At 36.3% G+C, this 24,051-nt stretch carries 25 protein-coding genes; 24 read left to right on the forward strand and 1 reads right to left on the reverse strand.

Features of this window, described 5'->3' with window-relative positions; translation table 11 throughout:
• The first annotated feature begins 702 nt into the window (after window positions 1-702).
• From R8N23_RS04470 to R8N23_RS04500, 7 genes are all read left to right on the forward strand, one after another.
• Window positions 703-1,344: an energy transducer TonB gene (locus R8N23_RS04470; RefSeq protein ID WP_318170365.1), complete on the forward strand. Its 642-nt coding sequence runs from the start codon at window positions 703-705 to the stop codon at window positions 1,342-1,344.
• A gap of 184 nt (window positions 1,345-1,528) precedes the next feature.
• On the forward strand, window positions 1,529-2,410 hold the full coding sequence (locus R8N23_RS04475) for a YARHG domain-containing protein (RefSeq protein ID WP_318170366.1): 882 nt from the start codon (window positions 1,529-1,531) through the stop codon (window positions 2,408-2,410).
• 265 nt (window positions 2,411-2,675) lie between these two features.
• A complete protein-coding gene (locus R8N23_RS04480; RefSeq protein WP_318170367.1) occupies window positions 2,676-3,101 on the forward strand; it encodes a MarR family transcriptional regulator in 426 nt (141 codons plus the stop codon).
• Between the two features lie 29 nt (window positions 3,102-3,130).
• Window positions 3,131-3,601, forward strand: coding sequence for a RidA family protein (locus tag R8N23_RS04485; RefSeq protein WP_318170368.1), 471 nt, complete (start codon window positions 3,131-3,133; stop codon window positions 3,599-3,601).
• Complete coding sequence (locus R8N23_RS04490) at window positions 3,598-4,095, forward strand: DOMON domain-containing protein (RefSeq protein ID WP_318170369.1); 498 nt, start codon at window positions 3,598-3,600, stop codon at window positions 4,093-4,095. The genes R8N23_RS04485 and R8N23_RS04490 overlap by 4 nt, the downstream gene beginning before the upstream one ends.
• A 93-nt stretch (window positions 4,096-4,188) precedes the next feature.
• Window positions 4,189-4,614 carry a nuclear transport factor 2 family protein gene (locus tag R8N23_RS04495; RefSeq protein ID WP_318170370.1) on the forward strand — a complete coding sequence of 142 codons (426 nt, stop codon included), beginning with the start codon at window positions 4,189-4,191 and terminating at the stop codon, window positions 4,612-4,614.
• A 194-nt stretch (window positions 4,615-4,808) separates the two neighbouring features.
• Window positions 4,809-5,753 (forward strand): hypothetical protein, encoded by a 945-nt coding sequence (locus R8N23_RS04500; protein ID WP_318170371.1) that lies wholly within the window; start codon window positions 4,809-4,811, stop codon window positions 5,751-5,753.
• On the opposite strand, the gene R8N23_RS04505 is transcribed toward R8N23_RS04500, so the two are convergent.
• Complete coding sequence (locus R8N23_RS04505) at window positions 5,746-7,959, reverse strand: DNA cytosine methyltransferase (RefSeq protein WP_318170372.1); 2,214 nt, start codon at window positions 7,957-7,959, stop codon at window positions 5,746-5,748. The genes R8N23_RS04500 and R8N23_RS04505 overlap by 8 nt on opposite strands.
• Window positions 7,960-8,247: 288 nt before the next feature.
• On the opposite strand from R8N23_RS04505, the gene R8N23_RS04510 reads away from it, so the two are divergent.
• The 17 genes from R8N23_RS04510 to R8N23_RS04590 all read left to right on the forward strand — a co-directional run bounded on the left by R8N23_RS04510 (window position 8,248) and on the right by R8N23_RS04590 (window position 24,038).
• Window positions 8,248-9,681 carry a PIN-like domain-containing protein gene (locus R8N23_RS04510; RefSeq protein WP_318170373.1) on the forward strand — a complete coding sequence of 478 codons (1,434 nt, stop codon included), beginning with the start codon at window positions 8,248-8,250 and terminating at the stop codon, window positions 9,679-9,681.
• A gap of 76 nt (window positions 9,682-9,757) precedes the next feature.
• Window positions 9,758-11,089 carry a hypothetical protein gene (locus R8N23_RS04515; RefSeq protein ID WP_318170374.1) on the forward strand — a complete coding sequence of 444 codons (1,332 nt, stop codon included), beginning with the start codon at window positions 9,758-9,760 and terminating at the stop codon, window positions 11,087-11,089.
• A gap of 118 nt (window positions 11,090-11,207) precedes the next feature.
• On the forward strand, window positions 11,208-11,663 hold the full coding sequence (locus tag R8N23_RS04520) for a hypothetical protein (RefSeq protein ID WP_318170359.1): 456 nt from the start codon (window positions 11,208-11,210) through the stop codon (window positions 11,661-11,663).
• Between the two features lie 247 nt (window positions 11,664-11,910).
• Complete coding sequence (locus R8N23_RS04525) at window positions 11,911-12,519, forward strand: hypothetical protein (protein ID WP_318170375.1); 609 nt, start codon at window positions 11,911-11,913, stop codon at window positions 12,517-12,519.
• Window positions 12,520-12,702: 183 nt separating this feature from the next.
• Entirely contained in the window at window positions 12,703-13,290 is a 588-nt protein-coding gene (locus R8N23_RS04530; RefSeq protein WP_318170376.1) for a hypothetical protein, read from the forward strand.
• Window positions 13,291-13,531: 241 nt separating this feature from the next.
• Window positions 13,532-14,227, forward strand: a complete 696-nt coding sequence (locus R8N23_RS04535) for a YARHG domain-containing protein (RefSeq protein WP_318170377.1) — start codon at window positions 13,532-13,534, stop codon at window positions 14,225-14,227.
• A 257-nt stretch (window positions 14,228-14,484) separates the two neighbouring features.
• A complete protein-coding gene (locus tag R8N23_RS04540) occupies window positions 14,485-15,114 on the forward strand; it encodes an intradiol ring-cleavage dioxygenase (RefSeq protein WP_318170378.1) in 630 nt (209 codons plus the stop codon).
• Window positions 15,107-15,742, forward strand: coding sequence for a YceI family protein (locus tag R8N23_RS04545; RefSeq protein ID WP_318170379.1), 636 nt, complete (start codon window positions 15,107-15,109; stop codon window positions 15,740-15,742). Before R8N23_RS04540 ends, R8N23_RS04545 begins: the two co-directional genes overlap by 8 nt.
• A 166-nt stretch (window positions 15,743-15,908) precedes the next feature.
• Complete coding sequence (locus tag R8N23_RS04550; protein ID WP_318170380.1) at window positions 15,909-16,937, forward strand: serine hydrolase domain-containing protein; 1,029 nt, start codon at window positions 15,909-15,911, stop codon at window positions 16,935-16,937.
• 108 nt (window positions 16,938-17,045) lie between these two features.
• Window positions 17,046-17,639 carry a hypothetical protein gene (locus tag R8N23_RS04555; protein ID WP_318170381.1) on the forward strand — a complete coding sequence of 198 codons (594 nt, stop codon included), beginning with the start codon at window positions 17,046-17,048 and terminating at the stop codon, window positions 17,637-17,639.
• Window positions 17,640-17,772: 133 nt separating this feature from the next.
• Window positions 17,773-18,045, forward strand: coding sequence for a hypothetical protein (locus tag R8N23_RS04560; protein ID WP_318170382.1), 273 nt, complete (start codon window positions 17,773-17,775; stop codon window positions 18,043-18,045).
• Between the two features lie 9 nt (window positions 18,046-18,054).
• Complete coding sequence (locus R8N23_RS04565) at window positions 18,055-19,059, forward strand: helix-turn-helix transcriptional regulator (protein WP_318170383.1); 1,005 nt, start codon at window positions 18,055-18,057, stop codon at window positions 19,057-19,059.
• Window positions 19,060-19,151: 92 nt separating this feature from the next.
• The gene (locus tag R8N23_RS04570) at window positions 19,152-20,738 is read left to right on the forward strand and encodes a DUF2147 domain-containing protein (RefSeq protein ID WP_318170384.1); all 1,587 of its coding nucleotides are present in this window, start codon (window positions 19,152-19,154) and stop codon (window positions 20,736-20,738) included.
• 137 nt (window positions 20,739-20,875) lie between these two features.
• Window positions 20,876-22,081, forward strand: a complete 1,206-nt coding sequence (locus R8N23_RS04575) for a serine hydrolase domain-containing protein (protein WP_318170385.1) — start codon at window positions 20,876-20,878, stop codon at window positions 22,079-22,081.
• 666 nt (window positions 22,082-22,747) lie between these two features.
• Complete coding sequence (locus R8N23_RS04580) at window positions 22,748-23,467, forward strand: ABC transporter permease (RefSeq protein ID WP_318170386.1); 720 nt, start codon at window positions 22,748-22,750, stop codon at window positions 23,465-23,467.
• Between the two features lie 47 nt (window positions 23,468-23,514).
• The gene (locus tag R8N23_RS04585; RefSeq protein ID WP_318170387.1) at window positions 23,515-23,790 is read left to right on the forward strand and encodes a hypothetical protein; all 276 of its coding nucleotides are present in this window, start codon (window positions 23,515-23,517) and stop codon (window positions 23,788-23,790) included.
• 86 nt (window positions 23,791-23,876) lie between these two features.
• On the forward strand, window positions 23,877-24,038 hold the full coding sequence (locus R8N23_RS04590) for a hypothetical protein (protein WP_318170388.1): 162 nt from the start codon (window positions 23,877-23,879) through the stop codon (window positions 24,036-24,038).
• The last annotated feature ends 13 nt before the right edge of the window (window positions 24,039-24,051 follow it).

Genomic DNA, 24,051 nt, shown 5'->3' on the forward strand with positions numbered 1-24,051 from the left:
GTTAAATTCCTTCTTTTTCACTTTGCAATCTTAGTAGTAATGTTTGCTGCAATAAGCTTATTGCTATTAGTCCTAAGTATTCCACTATCAACAACACTATCATTTTCTGACATCAACCAAGAATTAATACTTTCGAGGTTTCGAACGTCGACATTAATTGCCTTAGTGGTTTATCCTCTATGGGTTATATTTAAAATTAATAGGAGGAAAAAAAACCAAGCGGCTGAACGTGAGAAGCAAGAAACACCTAAGAATAACACCTTTGTATGGTGGAAGGTCGGATTGTTATTTGGGACGTTTATGTTTACCAACTTCGCCTTGTTTTATTCCTTGATGAACCCAGAATTGATATCATGGAAGCATATATTAACGCTTTTGACATATTGTCTTATCGGTGGCTTAACCTCTGGCTTATTTCTTAAAATCGTTATGCCCACCAAATTCAAAAATAAAGCTAACAAGGTGTAGGCACGAATGCCCATGCGAGCTTTTCGAATCAATGCCAGAATCAGCTCCGCCGTTCCACACGGAATCACCAGAATACCGATAACGCATTCGCAGTCTCCGCAGCAGTCCAAACTTGGGCTAATGGCTAAACAGACTTTTGTGGTTGTGCGCGGATCGGCTATCTTTCTGCCTTAATCAATCTGTGAGGGCACATCGTCCTACACAGGCGTTAGGCACAACAGAACCTCTTTGAACATGAAAAGAAATATACCGACATTAACTATAACATTATTGCTAACCCTAAACGTGGCAGTAGGCCAAGATCAATCGTTTGTAAAAACTCATTTTGATGGCGATTTTGTCAGGTATTGCATACCATATCTTAAATTTCCAAGACAACTAGCTCTTCAAGGCGTATCTGGATATGCAGAGGTGGAATTCAGGATCAACAAGCAGGGTAAAATCGACTCCATTGATGTTATAAGAACGCCCCATATGCAATTTGCCAATGACATTGTACAAATCCTCTTATCAACTAAAGATATGTGGTCAGCAACTAAAATCAATGAGCAGCCAGTCGATTACAAATACACATTCGTGGTTGAATATCGAACCACGTCAAATCCTGACTCACCTCCAGTCGATAAATCAGAAAAAATCTACAAAAAGGCCTTAAAACATCAGAAAAAGGAGAAGATTGACGATGCACTTTTATCGATAAATGAGGCTATTGGACATAATCCATACAAAAAAGAGTATTATCAACTAAGGTCTGAACTACTGACTTCAAAAGGAGAACAAGAGAAAGCAAAGACCGATGAACTAGCAGTAGAAAAGATTCAACGACAACTTATAGATGACGTAATAATGATAGTGGCATACGGATCGGGTTACTAAAGATGTGCCTAACATTACCTATCATCCATGGGGTTGTATTTGTGAACGATACTGAGGTGCTCTTGGATAGTCCGCCATGTATGAATAATTTTGAAATCAGTCATGGCTTGATGTTGAAGGAAGCTGAAAATCAGTTTAATCCCCACGGATGATAGCCAGACATTATAGGGCATTTGCAGAACTCATGAAACACCTCATAATTTTACTTTTTCTTGCTTCACTCTGTTCTTGCACTTCGAAGGAGAACAAAACTACTACTGAAGGTGCTGAACAAAATGCAAAGACAACTCCTGTAATTCAAGCCAAAAAGCCTATTGAACAACCTAAACAGCCTGACCCGCAAAGTTTCGAGTATTTACTTCAACTATCGGATAACATTATCAAAGAGATTCCGCGGTACCATATTGAAAAATTTATCGGAACAGATTGGGACGATGAGGACGATCCTTACCGAAAAATATACAGTGAAGATACTGATCATTATAAACTGCATGATAATTACGTTCTAACGTTTAGCGTTTCAATTCACGGTGTAGCGAATGAAACCGTTTTGGCAACATTTACTTCTGATGGCAAGAGAATTGATCACATTGGCGTAGCTCAATCATCAGATATGGACCTCTCGTCAACATCATATTCATCTCAGAGTTTTAAGATCTTTTCCGACTCCTTAGTACGTGTTCTAGATCAAACTACTAAAGCAAAGAACTATGATTATATGATGCCAGATTCTCTTGACTTGTTTGATCTCGATTCAACTGAAGTAATAGAAACAACAAAATACACTCACTTCGTGATCCAAAACTCTGGAGAAATAAAAGAGGTAATGCCTCAACAAACCATTCTGGATGAAACCGAACTCAGAACACTTAGTAAGGCAGAACTTAGATTAAAAAGAAATGAATTTTTTGCCCGACTCGGTTACATATTCAAAAGCGAAGATTTGCGAACTCACTTTGAGAACACTAGCTGGTACGAACCTGAATTTGAGGATGTAACTAGCAAGCTAACTGCGTATGACAAATACAACATCAACATTATCAAACGCATTGAAAACGAAAAGTAAAGCCCTATAACAATTGCTATGAATGAATGGGGTTTAATCGGTCAGGATATTCCCGTGGGGATTGGAAAGTCCGCCACAAGTTTTATATTTAAATCAAGGCGTGGCTATGTGCGAGACGAAAGGTTAGTGCATTCTAATCCCCACTCATCATAGCTGTGCGTTGTGCACAAGCCAATAAATCCATCCAATAAAAAATAAAGCTAGAAAATTTTGAAATTTCTATTTATTATTTCTGATATTGCAATATCAATAATTGATTCATCAAATGAATATAGAAAGTATCATCCTTTTCCAAATTGACAAAACCAGCAAGGTATCTAAGTTATATTCACAAAGAGAGTTTGATAGATTGGGTATGGGCATCACTGTTGAACAATGGATACTATTGAAGATTATTGAAGAAAATGATGGACTTACTCAAAAGGAATTGGCTGACAAGTCACTTAGAGACCCTGCTTCTATCACGCGTACTTTGGACTTATTGAACAAAAAAGGTTTTGTTGAAAGAAGACCAGTTGAAGATAATAGGCGCCAATACAGTGTTTGCCTTAAAAAGGAAGGAAAGTCCTTTATTGAGAAATATATGCCCGTTATAAGTAGACACCGTGCAAAAAGTATTGAAGGTATTACGGAACAAGAGTTAGAAATTTTGACGCAGCTTTTAGGGAAAATTCAAAAGAATATGTTGTAAAATTTTTTGACATTTAAATTGATATATCAATGATTGATATTAACATAAATAAATTATTCATCCTTGTGCTGACTTCAACCTTAGCTTCATGTGGCATGAAAAGATCTACTATTAAAAATCCAGATGTATATGCAACCCACAATTTTGGGTTTTCACAAGCAGTAATTTTTAATAATGTAATATACGGTTCGGGACAAGTTGGATGGAATAAAGATTACGCACTTCCACCAGACTCAGATTTTAAACAACAGTTTGAGCAAACACTAATAAATATAGAGCGCCTGTTAGAAAGTGAAAAATGCAGTTGGCAAGACGTGTTACATCTTAGATTTTATGTTGTAGACCTGAATGCTGTAAAAAGAGAAAGCATAGGTGCTTTTTTAAAACAAACCTTCCCTAATGGTTATGCACCTGCTACAACCCTGCTTGGTATATCGGCTTTAGCCAGAGAAAACCTTCTAATCGAAATTGAATTCACCGCTAAAATTAAAAAACAATGAAAATAGTAATCATTTGTATGGCAATATTGACCATCACTCAAATTCAGCCACAGGACAGCATGAAAGAAGTACGCAAGAATAACATGACAGTAAGTTGGAAAATGGAAAAAGAATACATCCAAGTTGAAATGGAAGCACCCACAAATGGTTGGGTCGCCATTGGATTCAACAAAACAACATCTTTAACAGGCACTTACTTGCTTATGGGGCGTATTCGAAAGGGAAAGGCAGAAGTTGTAGAACATTACACCGAAAAGCCAGGCAATTACAAACCTATCGCTGATTTAGGAGTGCCTAACCAGGTAATTTCTATCTCAGGGCATGAAAAGGGTAATCTGACCAAATTGAAATTCTCAATACCAATAAGCAAATCCAGTAAATACCATAAGCAGCTTTCAACAGAAACTAAATGGACTTTGCTGTTGGCTTACAGTGTAGATGATGATTTTCAGCATCATTCAATTATGAGAACCTCAATGGAAATAATACTTTAATTCATGAATATCAATCTAATCAGACCGCCATAAAACACCGATTCGTAATCACTAATTTAATAATCTTTATTTTAAAACTTTAATCATAAAAAAATGAACAAAATAATTCTAATGGGCATTTTTGCCCTTTTCGTGACAGCAGGTTGCAACGCACAATCTTCTGACGAAAAAGCTATAAAAGAAACCATAATTGGCTTTTCAAAAGCAGGAGATAAAAATGATGCCGACAAATTAGCAACCTATTTAGACGATAATTATCGCATCGTAATGAACCGACTATTTGGTAGTAGTGAAGTTTCTGTAATGACTAAGGATATTTACCTCGAAAAAATCAAAACCAAAGAGTATGGCGGGGATAATAGAAAAGTCGAAATAGAATCCATCGTACTTAATGGTTCGACAGCAAGTGCAAAGGTGTCATTTGTAGGTTCTAAAATGACATTTGTTTCAATCTTAATCCTTGTTAAAGACGGAAATAATGAATGGAAACTTGTAAGTGATGTGCCCGTAGTGAAATAGCCTGTGCACAACACGGTATAAAAGCAAAAGCGGTTTAGGTGCTAACCTGAACCGCTTTTGCTTTTAAATAAGTATCTTGCTTTTCGAAAAGTTAAAGCTATAAATCCGCTACTGCTCTTATACTAACCGTTGGGGTGCATGACGAAAAAGCATTAGAATATATATTTCACTAACTTGGTCCTTTAATTTTAATTATGACCAATTTTAATTCAATCCCAGAAATACTTAGAAAAGATTCTATTGATTCTCTTTTCAATGCTAACACTTTTAACACTGCATGGCAACATTGGAAAAATGAGATTCAGAATATTATTGGAACAAATTATACTGAACTTGACCTAATAAATTTAGGAGATCATTTAAGCGAAATATTTAAATCAACAGGAGGATCAGGAAGAGCTCAAAGCTCTCTTTCTGGTGGTGGTGCAGCTTGGGAATCTCTAGTTTGTTGGTACATAAACTTATGTTGTGTAGGAAGTAGGATTGTAGCCGTAAAGAAAATGAGTTTAGTTCCATCTCCTATTCAAGACGCAATCACAGTAAACTATGGAAACTTCGCTTGTAATACAGAATCAGACATAACCGTCATAATTTTCCCTGACAAACCTCAATACACAAATAATTTAGATAGTAACACATTATATTCTGATGGCAATGAATCAATTGCTGCACTTAAAAGAGGAAAACTCAACTATGACTACCTAAATAAGATAACTCAATTGGACTTCGATGATTTTGAAATTGGAGTTATCCAATGTAAAACAAACTGGAATGATAATGCTCAAATCCCTATGCTCTGGGACATGATTTATTCTGCTAATGGGTTTAGAGGAAGAAATATTACTATTGGTAAAAATGGTTTTAACATTCATCAAACCAAAAATTTCACATACTCTTTTGTTACTGTTCCATCGAATCAAAATGCTATCTACAAAGACACATCTGTTTCTGTTAAAAGAGTAACTAATTTATCAGGAGGAAACTATTGGGGCAACCCGACAGAACAACACATTGCAAGATCTCTCAAGGAAATCTTTACAAATAATTATAATTCTGGATACAATAGTAATATCCGAACTGATATTAGAAACTGTTTACCAAACTTAGGCTCAGACCTTAGCTATTTTCAACTTACTTAATATTCTTAAGGATTTCAGAAGCTACAGCCCTAGCTAATAATGGAGGGACCGCATTCCCTACAAGTGTAAATTGAGGCAATTCAGTTTTTCTATTGTTCCCCCCAGTTGATCTTTTACCTTGAAAAACAAAAGAATCATCAAAAGATTGGAGACGAGCCATTTCACGAACTGTTAATGCTCTTGGAGAGTTATAGTGAACATAATCGTCTGGAATCGTCATAACAGTTGGACTCTGCTTATCTGGTTTCAAGACATTATAATTCCTTTTATTGGACGATAAACCTTTCTTTTCAAGTTTTTCCTGTGCTTGTTTATAATCACCTTCATTTAAAATAATCTCAAGACGATTAACAACATCTTCATTTTGATTACTTGTCTTGTGATTATGTAAAGGATCAAATGATTTTTCGCCTCTTTCTAAAGACTCAAAATTCCTCACATAAAAAGGAGCACTTGCATTTTTATACCTGTCAATTAAACGTCCTGTTTTACTCCATTCTGCAAAAGTCATTTTTTTACCTGATTTCAATTTTCCATCAATTCCTCGTTGTTTAATTAAGGAGGTCATTTTGGATGTTGAACCATTATATTTTGACTTTAAATCGACCTCTTGGTAATATCTTGCTTCCTCATTATTCCCGATAAAATCCAAATCATATAATGCTTCAAAAACAGACACTTTTTCTTCTTCTGAAACTGTATGTGGTATCTGTGAAATAAAAGGTTGATCCTTTCTACAACCAATAAAAAGAACTCTTTCACGATTCTGAGGAACACCATAATTTGAAGCGTTTGCGACAAACGGAGCTTCTATTCTGTATAACTTGATTGAATCAATAATCTCAGAAAGAGCTTCTTTTTGAGAATCGCTACATAATTCAGCTATTGCATTGATACACTCCTCAAAACTATAATCATAAACTTTCAATGCTGTTAAAATCTCAGTGCGTATCTCTTTATATTCTTGAGGAATACCTAAAGATGAAAACGCGGATTCTATTTTATTGATAATACTTTGGTTATCTAACTCCGTCAAGAAATCTGTAAAAGCACCAACAAAAAAATCATTATCAATATTACAGAAGTCTTTCTCTTTGATAATATCTCTCTTGAGCTTCTCCCATTGTTTGTTTCTAATCAACATATTAAACCCATGTCGAATAGTACTTACTCTTTCATCTGTTTTACTAGTTCTGTAATCAACCATTTTAGGTATGATTTGACGAAACTTGGCATCTACAGACTTAATATAGGATTCTTTTAGAGACTCTATTTGAAAATCAGTTACCGATTCAAATTCAATTCTCTTTACAAAACAGTCAAGCAAGAATTGATTGATTGAGGCTGATTTTTTAAGCTTTTTAAGGAATGAGGTTAGTTTAGGTATTTCCTGAATATCAACAATCGAATTAATCTCTTGAAGAATCACATCCTTAATCTTCCCTTGTTCTTTGGTCAGAATACCTTTCACGTTCTCCATCACAAAATACTTTGGACGAAGTATTTTAATAACCTCTAAATAATGAGAAAACAAGTCATCCTTTTTGTCGAACTTTTTACGTTTGCCTGCCAAACTAAAACTTTGACAAGGAGGACCTCCGCAGACGACATCAACAGTCTTTCCATTCACCTTAGTTAAAAGGTTGTCGATAAAATCAGGTTCCGTGATGTCTTGACATAAAAACTCCGCATCAAGTCCTAACTGTTCATTATATCGTACAACATGTGTTAACTCTGAATTTTCGTTGATATCATTTGCTACTAGAAAATCGAAAAACTTATTATTCTCTTCTGCTTGCAAAAACCCCTCACTAAAGCCTCCTGCCCCTGCAAATAAGTCAATGAAAGTAATTGGCTTTCCGTATAAAGCCATTTGCTCCTTAACAACACTAACGTTAGAATCTTGCTTATAGGCATTTACTTGTTCTAGTAACAATTCTTTTAACTCATTAGTAGTATACCTCTTTTTATAACTACCGTTAAGTAGTTCTTCTGCTCTATCCTTTAAATAAGTCAAGTAATTATTAATGGATTGAGCTTCTTGATTATCACTTTTTACAGACTGATTAGCTTTATCAAAATCCGATTTAACAACCTTTTTCCCTGTTGATATCTTGACTTGAGTACCATCACAATTGATTCTCAAATGAATTGGAGCCAATCCTTGTTTATCAACTTTATCTAAATAGAAATTAACTGTTGCCATGCTTTAAATATTTACGGACTGTTTTACGGACACGGACAAATCTACGGACAGTTTCTGTTTAAAACAATGGAAAAAAGAAAAAACGCACCCCAACACGGTATATGAGACAATAGGGCATTTAGTGGGTAAAAGAGGTATAGAGATTACTTGAAACACCGCCAAGCTAAAATTTTGATATTAAATCAGTAAATTGAAATATAAAAATGTTTAGCTCGGCTCAGTGGTAAACTGATACTTCATCTGTATCTAAAGCCCTACTGTCCATATACTAAACGTTAGCCAACATTTATGAAAAGCGATAACTACAATATTTTTGAAATTAATGAGAAGGAAGAAAAGCGGCTTTTTAAAAATGCATTGGTATTCTTCGACACTTCTTCTCTTTTGGACTTTTACTACTTTTCGGAGAGTAATTCTCTAGATATATTCAACACGACCTTTACTGCTCTCAAGAATCGGATTTTTATCTCTGCCCAGACTGAATTTGAATTTTTTAAGAATAGAAAAACCGTATTACAAAAACCAATAAACTCTTATGACAGCCTCCTAAACATTCACAAAACACAAAAGGATAGTGGCCACATAGATCGTATTGGTGAAATAATTAAGGATACTAAAAGCCAAATCAATAAAAATCTAAAAGGCCAATTAAATACACTTAAGGAGAAAACAACGAAAGAGGATAAACATCCATTTATAAGCAATGATGTTTATAAGAGTTTCGAGAAAAAGCTCGATTTGCTATCCAAATATTTAGAAGGTTTTGAAATCAACTTTCTTGCATTTAAAGACGAAGTTCAATTAGAGGTTGACAAGAAGAAGTCTGCACTTGAGAAAGGTTTGAAGAATGATAAAATATTGAAGCAATTACAAAAATTCATTACAACTACAGATGGACTTAACTTTAATGAAACTATTGAATTAATCAAAGAAGGTGAACTTAGATATAAGAACGAAATTCCTCCAGGTTATTTAGACGAATCAGAAAAAATAGGGACCCAAAAATATGGTGATCTAATCGTCTGGAAAGAACTTTTGCAAGAAGCTAAAAACAGAGAAAATGATACTATTCTTATCATTAATGACTTTAAAGAAGATTGGTGGGCACTTGACAAAGAAGGCAACCCAAAGGGACCAAGACACGAATTAATTAAAGAATACTATGACCGAGGTGGTAAAAGATTTTGGATGTATGGAATAAACGAGTTCCTCCATAAGTCAAAGCTTTATCTTGACACTAATTTGGAAGAAACTGTAATAGAAGAGGTCAAGAAAGCAATTAAACCTTGGCCATTGGAGGAACAAGAAATAGTAGTGGATTGGGTATTTACCTATTTCAAAGACCCAGCAATGCTTCAATTTGAACAAGAAATAAATGATAAAGGATTAGATTATGTTCTAACAACAAAAGATAACAATACTTCCTTTTTTCAGCATAAGATTAGCAAAAAAGGGAAATACTCAAATCTACTCTTGGCACTGAGAGAAGCCCGTGAGAATTATAGGTCTTTAAAAAATGATTTTAAGTTCAAGAAATATATCTTGATTCTTGAGGGACAAACTGAAGAAACAGCTCAGCAATTAGTAGTACAAACGAATAAAAAGAATATCATAAAACTCTTGAATGATACCTCTGTTAATTTACAAGTCATAATACTTTACAGAGATGTAAAAGAACTTGAAGTATTGTATGATTCAGAAATAAAAAATAACGTTGGCTAACAAGGTGTATAGTGCATAGCTACCCTACGGGATAGCTACGACACTATACACAAACCGTTAGCACCAATTCCCTCAAATGACAGATGAACTCAATTCAAAAGCTGCAGAACTAATTTCATTGCTTGAAAAGAGCAAAGAAAGAAGGAACAAGAAGAGTTCAGCAATAGATGAAAACTTGAAAGGCACTTCATTGATCATGGACTTAGGCGAAGTTCAGGATTTCAAAACTTTCAATACAGATGGATACGGAAATAAAGTAAGTGCCTTTGCAAGTCTCAAAGAAGGATATATCGGCTTAACTCCAACTAATTATGTGAGATTGCAAGAGCTGGTCATACAGGCTTTAGAAAACAAGCAGATTAATCAAAAGGCCGATTATGAATTCATTGAAACGGAAATATTTAATTGGTTAATACTGTGTTACCAAGAGAAACGAATAAAGCGAGATTTAGTCACTTACCTCGAAGACAGAATTGACGAGAATTGTAAAGAATATATTTTCTATTTTAAGGTTCTAGCACTTGCCATAGAAGAAGCTTTTGACATTGGTGATGTAGAAATATCTCACCTAAGTGAAGATAAGATTCAAAATGAACTGGAATCATTAAAAGAAATCAAAGATGATACCGAAGAACTTGACTCCTTTTTCAATGAATTTAAGGAACCGGTCTTAGCTAGAACTCTAAGTTATGGAGTAGAAACAAAGGCTAAGAAAACAGCTATGCTGCAAGCTGAATTATCAATAAACGGCCTCAAATGCTTCTTTACTAATGAGTCACTAACTCAGTCCTTTCAAATCTTTGATGTCGATTTCAATTTCAATACCAATGATTTTTCGTCATTCATTTATGAAACAACAGAAAAGAAGTTCAGCTTTCAAAGCTCATTCAATCGAACACAAGGTGGACATCCGATAATCATCAAAAAAGATAAACTCGTAGAAATAAAAAAGGGCGGATTGAGCAGGTTTTCGAATTTTATCAACAAACCAAAGAATGGATCTCTTTACGAGGAAATAATTCACGGCATTAACCACCTCGGAAGAGTTACGTCAACACGAAATTTACATCACAGAGTAGTTGAATTAATTTCGTTTTTTGAAAGGTTTATCGTGCCGAAGGATAATTCAAAAGCTTACGGACAGAAACGATTGAAGGATAATTTGCTTCCTAAAATCCCTTATATCCAAGATGATATCGAGGATTACAGAAAATACGTCAATACCTTTTATCGGATAAGAGACAAATACCTGCATAATAAAATTGAACTTCCAATCAATCTTCATGATTTATTTTACTTTCAACGATTGGGAACTTTGGTACTTATTTACTGCATGGAGCTGAATAAACAGCTAAACGAATTTGACGATTTACTTGAACACTTTGGAATAAAAGGTGCTAACAAATGATATGACACATGCCTCTAGCTGCCAGTTTGAAACTGAACTGCAAATCCGCTATTTTAGAAGAAATTAATTAAGCCCAGAGGCACAGTGTCATATCTGGACGTTGGCGGTAATTGCGGTAATGAAAAACCATATCACTCTAATATTTCTAAGTATTTTGCTTTGTGGGTGCTCCGGCGGTTACCCTGAACTGGGTAACGGATACAAAATTGTCGGTGAAGGAGGCTATGAAACAGCAGTTGTGAACCCTGAAAATACTGTCATGATCTCAGGATACATTTTGGATTATGCAACTGACTCTGATTTCATTCTAATCTCCCAATCACCAAGTGACAGTTTGCCACCGATGAATTTCTTACTTTATACAGATAGCGATCGTGAAGAAATAGCAATGGACAACACTATTTACAGAACATACTGGATTATCGTTAAGAACCAACCGAACAAGTATAGTTACGATTCAACAACCCAATTTGCGACTTACTCTAACGTCCATGGACCTTTCAACAAACTTGAATATAGAAATCTGAGGAGTAGACTAAATGTTTCGAACGATCTGAAACTACTGAACGAATAAAACTACCGCCAACAAGCGATATAGCGAATGGCCAAATTACCTATTTGATACTTCGGTGCAACTTGACCGTGACCCTGCCCATTCTGCTGACTTTTGTGCTTCTAGCTACTTTTTACTTTCTGGATTTAGACTTGCAGAACGCAGTGCTTCGTAGTTGCCGTTGTAGGTGTTGGGCAGTTTCACTATTTTACTGCTTTTTACAGACGGATATGGCCACTCGCCATATCTGATCGTTTACCCAGCATATATGAAGAACTTAATCATAGCAATCCAAATAATTATCTTGGTCTCTTGTACTTCTAAGTCAGAGATATTAACTGAAAACGGCAAAATCAAAGACGGAACGTTCTATTGCGATAAGTTTGATTGGGAAATAGATATTCCAGAAGGTTACACTATCACCAGCTTACAAGAAAAAGAAGATCTTGAGGAACTAGGATATGATGCTATGAAAACCGAAGTTCCAGAGGGATATGAAGTGCGTGAAAATAGACCACACCTAATTGGTTTTGAAATTGATGAATTCAACTCCTTTTCATCTTCGCTTGAACCATTCGGATCAACCAAGATGTCAATGGAAGAACACCAGAAATTCGTATCTGATCTTCTAAAAAAGACATACAACGAGCTAGAAGGAGTCAAATTTGAACAAGAACTTTCGACCGAAAACATTGGTCAGAGAAAATTCTATAATATCAAAACAAAGCTATTCAACCAGAAGACTGATGAATTAATATTGACACAAGTAATTCTTAATACCAAAATTGGTGCAGATCTATTCAGTTCATCAATAAACTATAAGTCTGAGGATGTCTTCGAGACTCTTTACAATAACTTCAAAAAATCATTGAATTAAAACGCTGGGTAACAAATGCTATGAATGAATGGGGTTTTATTGGTCAGGATATTTTCGTGGGTATTGGAAAGCCCGCCACAAGTTTTATTTTTAAATCAAAGCGTGGCTATGTGCGAGAAGAGAGGTTAGTGCTTTCTAATCCCCACTCATCATAGCTGAGCGTTATCTGTAACTAAAACCTAAATGAAGAAACCTCGGAAACTTCTTTTCGGAAAAACTCTTTTACTAGCTTTTGCTGGAACAATACTAGTTATTGTACTTCTAGTTTTCCTAACTGGACTTTCAAGCCATCGAACTATCATTGACAACTCAATAATTTCATTGTTGATTCTTTCCATTTGCTTCTTTAGCTTCCTCACTATCGGCCTATACAATGGACTTAATGTCTACGATAATCTCAGTCATAAACTGCAACTAACATGGAAAAAATCAAAAGACGGAACCAGCAACACTTTTATTGACACACCCGCTATCGACGCACCAGATATGGGTGATGGATGCGAGGGGGTAATTCTTGGTATTATCTTATGGATAGTGCTATCAATTGCATTTGTGATTCTAATGTTTGTCCTCTCAACAGTGGTCTGGGCAACTGCAGTTCTATTAACTCTTGCAATCTACTGGCTCATGATTCGAGCACTTAAACTGGTCTTCAATAAATCAGAAGAATGCATGAATGATCTACCAAGAAGTATAACTTATGCTTTTGGCTACACAGTATTCTTTGTTAGTTGGTTGTTTGGAATCATCTACATTTCAACGCTATTCTAAAAATACAGATAACAAGCTGTATAGGTTATGCCCATGCTCACTTACCGAATCAATGCTAGAATCAGCACCACCGATCCGATCAGAAGCAGTAGAATACCGAGGAATGGACAGACTGTATCCGCAGCATTCTCGGATCAACAGAATTCCATAAGGCCGATTTTGGCTGTATAGATCGTATCGGTTACTTTAGTGCTTTTAAGAGACTCTAGGGGCACAAACCCATACAGAGTCGTTATATACCATGAAGTGTTTCAAACAAATTTTAGCTGTCTCAACAATTCTTTGGACTTCCATTGCTTCTGGTCAACAAGCTTTTGAAGATAAACTCCAGGACTGGATTCCTCCTAACCAAAGTGACTACTCCGGAGTATATGAACTTGGTCAACAAGAGAGACAGGCATTTCTCAGAGTCATATCCACTCCTAACTACAAGGTTTTTCAACTAAAAACTAATTTTCAATATAAAGTTGGTGGACCTAGAGATATACGATTTAATACATATTCTAACCCAACAATTGACGAGCAAGGAAATGTGAACTTTGGTGGACATGAAGGTAAGTTTGTCAAGTACTGTGACTTTTTTGGCGATACTATATACACCATCAAGTTCAAACCAGCAATTACTGACTTCTCACCATTAGATGAACTTGGAAAACGGAAAAACCTTGAATCATCATACAAAGGAAAATTTATTCAAGCTTCTACCATTGAACTTACTGTTAGCGACCTAACTGGTTTAACTCCGAAAGAACTTCAGATCATGCGGAACGAAATATTCGCTAGATATGGATATACCTTCAAGGAAGGAGGCGAAATGGCAAGGTATTTCAACAACCAATATTGGTACAAACCTGAACGAACGGAGGTAATCGAACTGCTTACTGAACTTGAAAAATCCAACATTCAACTCATTCAAAACGAAGAAGCTAGTCGATAAATACGGTATATAACAGGCACTAGCGAGAATATGCCTGTGTGCTTTCTGCCAGTTTCAGTGCAACCAGACCGCTTCACTGCCCATTCTGCTACTTTTATTTCTCCACCCTCTTTTTCGTCTTTCTGGATTAAGATTTGAGGAACGAAGTTCTTCGTGGATACCGTTGCGGAGGTTGGGCAGTTTCGCTAGTTTAGTGCTCTTTACAACTAGTGGGCATACTCTCGCTAGTTAGACGTTGCCCACAATTTGAAAAAACGATGAAAACACTAAATTTCATTTTAATTATTCTTTTAGCAGTTACTTCTTGCCAGTCACAGACCAAGAAAACTGATAAGGATAGAATCATTGGTGGACCTTGTGAGGGTTGTGAGGCAGTTTTCGAATATGGGGACAAAAAGCTATCGGCAATAGATACGCTTCCAGATTTTGAAAAGACAAAACCTAAACTAAAACTCACAGGGACAGTATTTAAGAAAGACGGAAAAACGCCTGCCGAAAATGTTATTCTTTACATCTATCAAACCGACAGAAAAGGAATTTATGCTACTAAAGGGGACGAAAAAGGTTGGGCAAAACGACATGGATATATTCGTGGATGGATAAAAACAGACAAATTGGGGAAGTATACATTTTACACTTTTCGACCTGCATCCTATCCAAGCGGAATAGAACCGGAGCACATACACATTACCGTAAAAGAACTCAATAAAAACGAATACTATATTGACGAATTTGTCTTTGATGACGACCCTATGTTAACTCAAAAGGAAAAGGGAGAATTAGAAAATCGTGGTGGTTCAGGAATTGTGCAACCAATACTAAAAGATGGTATTCTGACTGTTAGTCGTGATATCATTTTGGGCTTAAATATTCCAAACTATGAATAGACATTTTTTAATAATTACACTTTTCATATTGTTGAGTTCTTGCATTGGCAAACACAATTCGGATGCTCAAAAAGCAACAATATCAGAAAAAAGCACTGAGGTTGAAAGTGAAACAATTGGTGATACAATTAGAATTGACCTTTCAAAATCCAATATTCATTGGAAAGGAACTAAAATGAGGGGAGCAGGAAAACACGAAGGTGAAATAGAATTACAAAGCAGTTTTTTAATTAAAAACAACAATCAATTAGTAAATGGAAGTTTTGTGGCAGATATGACAACAATAGGAGTAACAGATATTCCAGAACACGAACCAGTTCCAAGAGACAATTTGAATAATCATCTCAAAAGTTCGGACTTTTTTGATGTAGAAAAGTTTCCAACATCAGCATTTGAGATTACCAAAGTCAAACAAGTAAGTTCTGACAGCTTACTGATATCAGGAAATTTGACCTTAAAAGATGTTACAAAAAATATAGAATTTGGAGCAAAATATCAAGACAAGATATTCACTACAAAATTTACGTTTGATAGGTTTCAATGGAATATAACATACGAAGGTAATTTTGCAGATAAGACTTTAGTGGACAAAGATGTTGAATTGACAATAAGATTAGAAACGGAATAAAAACTGTGGGCAACGATGTGTATAAATAATAGTGGTTTAAGTGATAATACGAAACAAAAATATAAAACAAAGGTTAGTGCAAGACAGAAAGGTTTGTGAGTAGGAGTCCACTACTACCCATACACGAGACCGTTCTGGGGCATAAACTTCAAACCCAATCAAGAACATGAAAAAAGCACTATTTCTCTGTGGATGTTTGTTCTTTTTATTTCTTTGGAGTTCGGCGCAAGACTCGTTAAATACCTTTAGCAACCAGATCAAGCAGTATGAAGAAAATGACGAGTTTAATGGAGTGATAGCTATTGCTATGGAAGGGAAAGTATTTTTTCATCGTGGCATTGGCTTTGCGAATTTTGAAGACCAGATCAAGAATGATCGGTCAATGCCAATGCCAATCTCCTCGATCACCAAACCTTTTACTGCTATGGCAATAATGCTTTTGGTAGAAAGACAACTGATGGATTATAAGGATCAAGTAAGCAAGCATATAGAGAACTTTCCATATCAAAATATTACGATTCAACACCTGCTTAATCATACCAGTAGATTTAAAAGATCATATAAAGACGATCTGTCCACTACGGACGAAATACTGAATTATGTGATAAACAAGAAACCTAAACTTTCGTTCGAGCCAGGTGATAAATTCCAATACAGCAATTTGGGCTATTCATTGCTTGCAGCGATAGTGGAAAAGGTTTCGGGAAAGCCATTTGACAGATTCCTATCAGAAGAAATATTTAAGCCACTGAGCATGAACAACACCTTTTTACTCACAGATGAGAACGCGAAAATTCCAAAAGCCAATTCCTACGACAAAAATGGGAATTTAACAGCATGGCACTTAGATTCTTACCCAGGTGCAAAGGGTATCTACGCATCAGCAAACGACTTATTGAAATGGGATCAGGCACTCTATGGAGAACAACTGGTCTCACAAGAAACGATTTCAAAATCCTATACCAGTGGGACATTAAACGACGGATCGACGATAAACTACGGATATGGTTGGAGGAAGTGGAATGGAAATGAACACTTGATCTTTCATGCTGGTGATTGGGTCGGAAACGAATCGATTTTGTTCAGGGACCTTGACAGAAAAATGACAATCATCATCATGGCAAATCGTGAAAATGAGATCAGCAAGTGGCAGTTGATGGATCAGATACTTGCCGAACTGGATTACGATAATTAATTTCCATTCCTCATAGCTGATCGTTAACATTAATGTTTAAAAAAACGTTCCGAAAAAGCTGAAAAAAGGCAATAAAGAGAAGTAAGTACATTGAAAATATATTTTATTATGAAAATTCAAATGGTAATATTTTTTGCGTTAGTGATGCTTAGTGCCTGCAACAGTACAAAGGAATCTGGTATCACCAAACAACCAACTTTAGGTGATTACCAAGTTGGTGAAAAGTGGGTTTGGAAATATAAAGGCGTAACGACGGAAGGAGAAGTGCGCTCAGATGGAAGGGATGTAAGAGAAATAGTCAGTATTGATGGAGTATTAGGTATCACAATTGGAAATGATACTATTCCCGTAACTGACATCGTGAAGCCCGATGAAAGCGAAACACCTAAATATGACTGGCCACTGAAAGTGGGTAAAAAGTGGAAATATGAGAACAATTGGACAAGTCAAGATGGCACAACTGGAAAGCAAAGTCAAGAGTCTGAAATATTATCATACCAGGAAGAAACGGTAGAAGCTGGAACATTTATGGCCTACACTATTAAATACACGGGCAAAACCACAAATTCCAGAGGATATAACGCAAATGAAGAGGAGGTTTGGCTGTATGCGCCAGAAGTGAAAAATTTTATTAAACTCACTCAAACTCAAGGTGACTTTTTATATGTAGAGGAGTTAATAGAATATTCAAAACCAGAATAAATCGAAATATGCAAAAGCAAATGCGGGAGAGTAAAGCATATGATAGCAGCATATATTAATTGATAATTACATTTGGCCAAACTAAGCTTCATTCATAAACGATATAGCCTAAAAATGAACACTCCTCAGTTTAATGGATAAACCCAATCTAACTGTAGTTGCAGGTTGCAACAGATTATGTAAATCTTCATTTGCTACAACCCAAACACCAGACTATTATGATTACGACAAGATTTATCTGAATTTTTATCAAAAAGAAATGGATTCAAATAAAAGGGACTTTGTTGCTAACAATAAATGCAGACTTTTGCCAGAAGAGCGAGTTCAACAAGCGCGAATACAAACTTCACTTACCGGGCGAGCTTCAACTCAACAACAAGCAGAATTTTGTATTTTGCAGTTTTAGAAAAATAAAGTGATCGAAACGCTCTATTTCCAGATTAATAACCTTGCAGCTTATAGCTTGATTATTTCTGCTATTCTGGTCATAAAAGACAGAAAGCGGATCAGAGGTGCATATGCGATCATCGGATTTATGTCATGCGTTTTTCTTTATCTGGTAATAGATTTCGTCACTTATCCAGTCCTCAAATGGATTTTCGTACTAGGGCCATTTTTGCTACCGTTTTCCTTTTGGATGATGGCACGAACATTTTTCAATGACGAACCCTATGCTAACAAACGGGCTTTAATTTATGTACTTACCACTAGTTTCGTCTACTATATCCTTTACCTCTTAGGTAACTTTTCGTATTGGACAAAGGCCTCCGCAATTGCAGGTAGGGCATTGTCAATCTTTTTCATCATATTGGCAATGATTGAGACGCAATCTGGAAAGCCTACTGACCTTGATGATCAAAGGATTCGGTTAAGGAAATACTTTACCTACTTTATAGGTTTGGTGGTTTTCATTACCACCCTTTCAGAATTGGGATTGTCAAAAGATGAACAGGAATTACCCAAACTGGTACAGCGAAGTGCAATTCTACTTTTAAATACACTATTTATCGGGATTAATTTTTCCATAAAAAGTTTTCTCTTTGATTCGCGAAAGAAGAACGCTGAGGTGAACAACCCAGATCTGATTGACAAAATCCAACGGTTTATGATTGAACAGGAATTTTACAGAAAAGAGAAACTAACCATCGGTCAATTGGCTGAAGCATTGGAGGAACAGGAATACAAAACCAGACGTGTGATCAATCAGGAAATGGGTTACCGTAATTTTACTGATTTCATCAACTCCTACCGGATCAGGGAAGCTACCGATCTTTTGAAGGATCGAACTAAATCCAAACTCACCATTTTGGAAATTGCTTATAAAATCGGGTTCAACTCTATTGGCCCTTTCAACAGGACATTCAAACAGGCTACAGGATTTACTCCTACAGATTATAGAAAGAAACACATGAACAGCTAATCCTTGCCGATTTCAAAATCGGCAATCAAATTCCATCATAAGAGAGAATTACATCACGTCCATTCATAGCTTGGCCGAAAAATTCAATTATTATGGAGGTATTTTTCAACGAGTTCTTATCCGCCTATGGCAATATTATCATCATTGATTTCCTTCGGTATTTCATTACGGCAAGTGTGGCATTTTTGCTCTTCTGGATACTATTAAGAAAGGTTCTGAATCATCGGTTTATCCAACCCAGTTGGCCCAAATCTTCCAAACTATGGTATGAGTTTCGATACTCACTTAGTACCGTTCTGATTTTTGCAACCATTGGGACTGGTGTTCATCTGGCTAATCAAAAGGGCTATATCCAAGTTTACCATAACATTGAGGTTTATGGAGGGTTTTACTTCTTCCTGAGTCTGGTCATTATGCTTGTTTTTCACGACACTTATTACTACTGGACACACCGATGGATGCATCATCCTAAAGTTTATAAATATGTCCACAAGGTGCACCACATGAGCACTAATCCATCACCCTGGGCTGCATATTCCTTTCATCCATTAGAAGCGATTATTCAGGCGATGGTATTGCCCATTATCTTGGCCTTCATTCCGGTTCATGGAATAGCTTTATTCATTTTCCTTACATATATGATTGTCAGAAATGTACATGGTCACTTGGGATTTGAGCTCTTTCCAAATCGTTTCATTCGCAGCAAGTGGATCAATTGGCATACGACAACCACTCACCACAACATGCATCATCGGTATTTCAAAAGCAACTTTGGACTTTATTTTATTTGGTGGGACAAGTTGATGAAAACGAACCACGATAAATATGAAAAAGAATTTGAGGAAATTACTTCTCGAAAGAAATCTTGCCTTGCAAAACTCAAAGTGTTGGGGCTGCTTATTCTTTTCTCATTATCAGCAAATGCCCAATCACCACAAGGAAAATGGATGACTTTTAATGAGGAAACAGGAGCACCATTGTCTATAATACACATCTATCCAAACATTCAAACGAACTCATGGGAAGGAAAAATCGACAGTATTATTCTACAGCCCAACCAGGGTGAACACCCGATTTGTATTAACTGTCCGGGAGATTTTAACAATCAACCTGTGATTGGTTTACAATTCCTTTGGAATTTTCGAAAATCTGGAGATGAATGGACAGGAGGGAAAGTCCTTGACCCGGAAAGTGGAAATATCTACAAAAGCAAGATTTGGTTTGAAAGTAGTGATGAAATAAAAGTAAGAGGATATGACGGATTTTTTGATCTCTTTTATCGAACTCAATTATGGCGAAGGGTGGAGGGTTTTGGAATTAACGGACTTTGGGAAACCATCGATGACCGGTACAACCAGGTAAAGGCCCATGTGAGATTACAAACCAGAGGGAACGAGCTGGTCGGTACAATTCAACAAATATTTCAACTCCCATATGAGGGCAACTACCCAATTTGTGTAGAGTGTGAGGGCGATCTTAAGGATAAACCTATTATAGGAATGAGATTTATGTATGGATTTAAGGAAGCGCACGAAGATTGGAACAACGGACACATTATTGATCCGGCCAATGGTGCAACTTATTCTGCAAAGTTCTGGCTTGAAGACAAAGATACTTTGATTATTCGGGGCTATTGGGGGCCTTTCTACCGAACACAAGAGTGGAAACGGTTTGACTAAGAAAAATAAAAGCCCTGTATTAAATGATATTGCACATTTCTCCACTGAGTTAGTTGACGTAAAAGTGCAAAACCAAAATTTTAGCGTTGTTTAAAAGTCCAGAGGCACTAGTTCTAGCTGGGCGTTGAGTATAAGACATGAAGCAATTAATTATTTCTACCCTTGTTCTTTTTTCATTTTGTAAAAATTCAAAATGCCAAGGGTTTGATACACGTTGGATAGATCAAGTTGAAACTGATTCACGAAGTTTTACACGGAAAATCAATAGCCGTGCATTAGTTGTTGGAATATTTGAAAATGGACAAGATTCCTTGTTGACGTTTGGTAGAATTAATTTACTCGGTCGCAAGCCTGATGGTGAAGATGTTTTCCAAATAGGTTCTGTAAGCAAAACTTTTACAGGGTATCTATTGGCTAAAGCTATTGTAGATGATGGTATCGACGTCCATAGTCCTGTGTCTGACTTTCTTCAAATAAAAGGAAAAGAAAAGTACGGAAATACTAGTTTGCTTTCACTTTCTACTCACACGAGTGGTTTACCTAATAATACAATCACACTTTTAACACCAACATTTATAAGTTATGTAGGAACAATTATCGCTTTTAATCAATTTGTTTTAACTCCATTGGAAGTCTCACAATGGATAATAGATGTGCCATGGAAAATTGCGTTTATACCTCCTCCAATACCTTTCTTCTCAATGTATGGAAAGAAATCTGTTAATTTTGATTTAAACCTCTACAATCCCAATCAGAAAAAGCAAAGTGAATTTCATTATTCCAATTTAGGAATGGGCCTTTTAGGACAGATTTTGGCAGAAAGAAAGGGTTTGACTTATGAGGAATTGTTAAAATCTGATTTAACTGAAAAATTTGGGCTAAATAATACCGGAATATCTTTGGCAAAGAAGCAAAAAAGAAATTTTGCAACACCACATAATATACTTGGAATTAGAACTCTGAGAACCAAGTTTAAACAGGGTGGAATAGAAGGGGCTGGTGGTATCAGATCAACTGGTAATGACATGCTAAAATATTTGAGACTACAACTGGAAGGTGTGGATTCCAGTGATTCTTTAATATTTAAAACTCTGCAAAAAAGCTATTTTGTCTCTGAAAACCCTAAGCAAACCGGATTGGAGATGGGGATTGGATGGATAAAATATAATCCTCCAGGTGATTCTGACCATACCATTATTTGGCATAATGGCCAGATCGCTGGAAGCTCGGCATTTATCGGATTCATTCCCGACAAAAAAATAGGAATCTTTATTCTATCAAATAACGGAAGAGCTAAAAAGATTACAAAGTTGGGCTTCAAACTACTTCGAGAATACAAATAGATTCTGCACCCAACAAAAAATACACGGAATGTAGGAGAACAGAGTAATTCAATCTTATATACATTGACTCTAAATGTAGCGACTTGACGAGTTGGAGATTCCATACCAGGTCTATTCAAAAGTTGTGTTTCCTTAGGAAAGAAACCATGATCTATAAGAAAACAGCTCTAATTATTATGTTTTTTATACTTGGAATGTCTCCATTTGTCTTAGCCATTAAATATTGAGGAGACACAGTTCCCAATTTTTTCTACAAATACCACAATGGCCATATGATCAATTACTTCTCCTTTCACTTGCTTATAGCCCTATGTGACGCCGGTATATCCGGGCAAAACAAGTAACTCTTTTTAATGCTCTTTTAGGCAGGTATGTAAATCACTCATCATTAAATATTTTGGTTAGGAAGCAACTTCAAGTTGATAGTTTTTACTAAAAATTAGATCTTCACAAGAATGGATTTATACCATAAATCAGGGATTATATGAAATGCCTTTTTCGTGGTAGAAGTGACCAAAAGTCAACTCAATAAATGAATTGTTGAGGCTTATTTAGAAGACGCTTTTATTGTCTTAACTATCTTTCTCTTGTACAATATAAGATTAAGTCATAGCTTGTTCAAACAAAAAAATATAACTACTATGAAGCCTCTTAGCTAACTTAATTGTGGACAAATCCATACAAATCATATCCATCCCAAATTTACTGGTAGCCTTCGTGCCAGTCGTAGCCGTTTTATTTGTGCTTTGGAAATGGAAGGAGGGAGTGAAAACATCCGTGTGGGCGCTAGTGCGAATGGTCATCCAGCTGGTCTTGGTGGGTTATGTGCTTACCTATATTTTTGAGTCGGACAGTGCCTGGATGGTGATCGGTGTATTGGCGGTGATGCTTTTCTCTTCGAGTTGGATTGCTTTGCGCACGCTTAGTACACGGAGAAACGAACTTTTGCTCAAGGCTTTGCTTGCCATCATAGTTGGTGGATTAGCGGTTTTGGTATTGATTACTCAAGGCGTGTTGATGCTTGATCCTTGGTATTTGCCACAATATTTGATACCGCTAGCTGGAATGATTTTTGCCAATGCGATGAATAGTGTAAGCCTGGCTGGTGAGCGACTGACTTCCGAGCTGGAAAGAGGATCAGACTACCAGCAAGCCCGAAATACAGCTTTAAGAGCGGCATTAATTCCCATTACCAATTCTCTATTTGCTGTCGGCTTGGTATCGCTTCCTGGTATGATGACCGGGCAGATATTGTCTGGTATTTCACCTTTGATCGCCGTACGCTATCAAATTATGGTGATGTGCATGGCTTTCGGCTCTGCGGGTATTTCTGTTGCGCTATTTTTATTTTTAATAAAAGCCAATTTTGTCTCCAATGAGGAATAGATAGAAAGACCAGATGAAAATCCGGCGTTTCGCATTATCATTGCACTATGTTCCAGCTATTTCAAACAACAGTCATTCAATCCATTATCTATCTGACCAATGCGTGGTTGATCTATAACATGGCAATTAAATACCTGTCAGATCACCAACAATCTTCACTTTTTCTTTGGATTGGAATACCAGTGATTGGACTGGTGAATTTTGCGCTGGCTCGTGTGATTCATCCCGACGATCCAAGAATGGGCAAACATTTCAGGCATAGCGCAGTGGCCATTTTGGCTATATGGCTGCCTTTACTTTATTTCTTGCCGATCTACTTTTAAGCACTGCAGTACTACTGAGTAGGGTATTGTTGATTTTGGTCTTTCTACCATCAGAGAAAAGTTAAAATCAATTAAATTCTAATACTATGACTACCAGTAAAACTAACCCTTCAGTAGAATCTTACATTACTGAATCAGTAGACACTAAAAATTCCGAGATTCAAAAAAGTGACGACCGTTTTTATATTGGCCTGACTAGCTTGGCGTTGATCGGATTAGTGACCTTGTTGGTGTTTGCCTTGGCTTAAGCTCAGCAAAGGT

Source organism: Reichenbachiella sp. (assembly GCF_033344935.1).
In the GTDB taxonomy this organism is placed as follows: domain Bacteria; phylum Bacteroidota; class Bacteroidia; order Cytophagales; family Cyclobacteriaceae; genus Reichenbachiella.

Excerpts from the sequence above, each read along its gene's own strand:
- R8N23_RS04570 (WP_318170384.1), top strand. The coding sequence starts at position 19,152 with ATGGAGGTATTTTTCAACGAGTTCTTATCCGCCTATGGCAATATTATC.
- R8N23_RS04545 (WP_318170379.1), top strand. The coding sequence starts at position 15,107 with ATGAATAGACATTTTTTAATAATTACACTTTTCATATTGTTGAGTTCT.
- R8N23_RS04515 (WP_318170374.1), top strand. The coding sequence starts at position 9,758 with ATGACAGATGAACTCAATTCAAAAGCTGCAGAACTAATTTCATTGCTT.
- R8N23_RS04555 (WP_318170381.1), top strand. The coding sequence starts at position 17,046 with ATGAAAATTCAAATGGTAATATTTTTTGCGTTAGTGATGCTTAGTGCC.
- R8N23_RS04525 (WP_318170375.1), top strand. The coding sequence starts at position 11,911 with ATGAAGAACTTAATCATAGCAATCCAAATAATTATCTTGGTCTCTTGT.
- R8N23_RS04535 (WP_318170377.1), top strand. The coding sequence starts at position 13,532 with ATGAAGTGTTTCAAACAAATTTTAGCTGTCTCAACAATTCTTTGGACT.
- R8N23_RS04495 (WP_318170370.1), top strand. The coding sequence starts at position 4,189 with ATGAACAAAATAATTCTAATGGGCATTTTTGCCCTTTTCGTGACAGCA.
- R8N23_RS04470 (WP_318170365.1), top strand. The coding sequence starts at position 703 with ATGAAAAGAAATATACCGACATTAACTATAACATTATTGCTAACCCTA.
- R8N23_RS04510 (WP_318170373.1), top strand. The coding sequence starts at position 8,248 with ATGAAAAGCGATAACTACAATATTTTTGAAATTAATGAGAAGGAAGAA.
- R8N23_RS04590 (WP_318170388.1), top strand. The coding sequence starts at position 23,877 with ATGACTACCAGTAAAACTAACCCTTCAGTAGAATCTTACATTACTGAA.
- R8N23_RS04585 (WP_318170387.1), top strand. The coding sequence starts at position 23,515 with ATGTTCCAGCTATTTCAAACAACAGTCATTCAATCCATTATCTATCTG.
- R8N23_RS04575 (WP_318170385.1), top strand. The coding sequence starts at position 20,876 with ATGAAGCAATTAATTATTTCTACCCTTGTTCTTTTTTCATTTTGTAAA.
- R8N23_RS04560 (WP_318170382.1), top strand. The coding sequence starts at position 17,773 with ATGGATAAACCCAATCTAACTGTAGTTGCAGGTTGCAACAGATTATGT.
- R8N23_RS04520 (WP_318170359.1), top strand. The coding sequence starts at position 11,208 with ATGAAAAACCATATCACTCTAATATTTCTAAGTATTTTGCTTTGTGGG.
- R8N23_RS04490 (WP_318170369.1), top strand. The coding sequence starts at position 3,598 with ATGAAAATAGTAATCATTTGTATGGCAATATTGACCATCACTCAAATT.
- R8N23_RS04500 (WP_318170371.1), top strand. The coding sequence starts at position 4,809 with ATGACCAATTTTAATTCAATCCCAGAAATACTTAGAAAAGATTCTATT.
- R8N23_RS04540 (WP_318170378.1), top strand. The coding sequence starts at position 14,485 with ATGAAAACACTAAATTTCATTTTAATTATTCTTTTAGCAGTTACTTCT.
- R8N23_RS04475 (WP_318170366.1), top strand. The coding sequence starts at position 1,529 with ATGAAACACCTCATAATTTTACTTTTTCTTGCTTCACTCTGTTCTTGC.
- R8N23_RS04480 (WP_318170367.1), top strand. The coding sequence starts at position 2,676 with ATGAATATAGAAAGTATCATCCTTTTCCAAATTGACAAAACCAGCAAG.
- R8N23_RS04550 (WP_318170380.1), top strand. The coding sequence starts at position 15,909 with ATGAAAAAAGCACTATTTCTCTGTGGATGTTTGTTCTTTTTATTTCTT.
- R8N23_RS04530 (WP_318170376.1), top strand. The coding sequence starts at position 12,703 with ATGAAGAAACCTCGGAAACTTCTTTTCGGAAAAACTCTTTTACTAGCT.
- R8N23_RS04485 (WP_318170368.1), top strand. The coding sequence starts at position 3,131 with ATGATTGATATTAACATAAATAAATTATTCATCCTTGTGCTGACTTCA.
- R8N23_RS04505 (WP_318170372.1), bottom strand. The coding sequence starts at position 7,959 with ATGGCAACAGTTAATTTCTATTTAGATAAAGTTGATAAACAAGGATTG.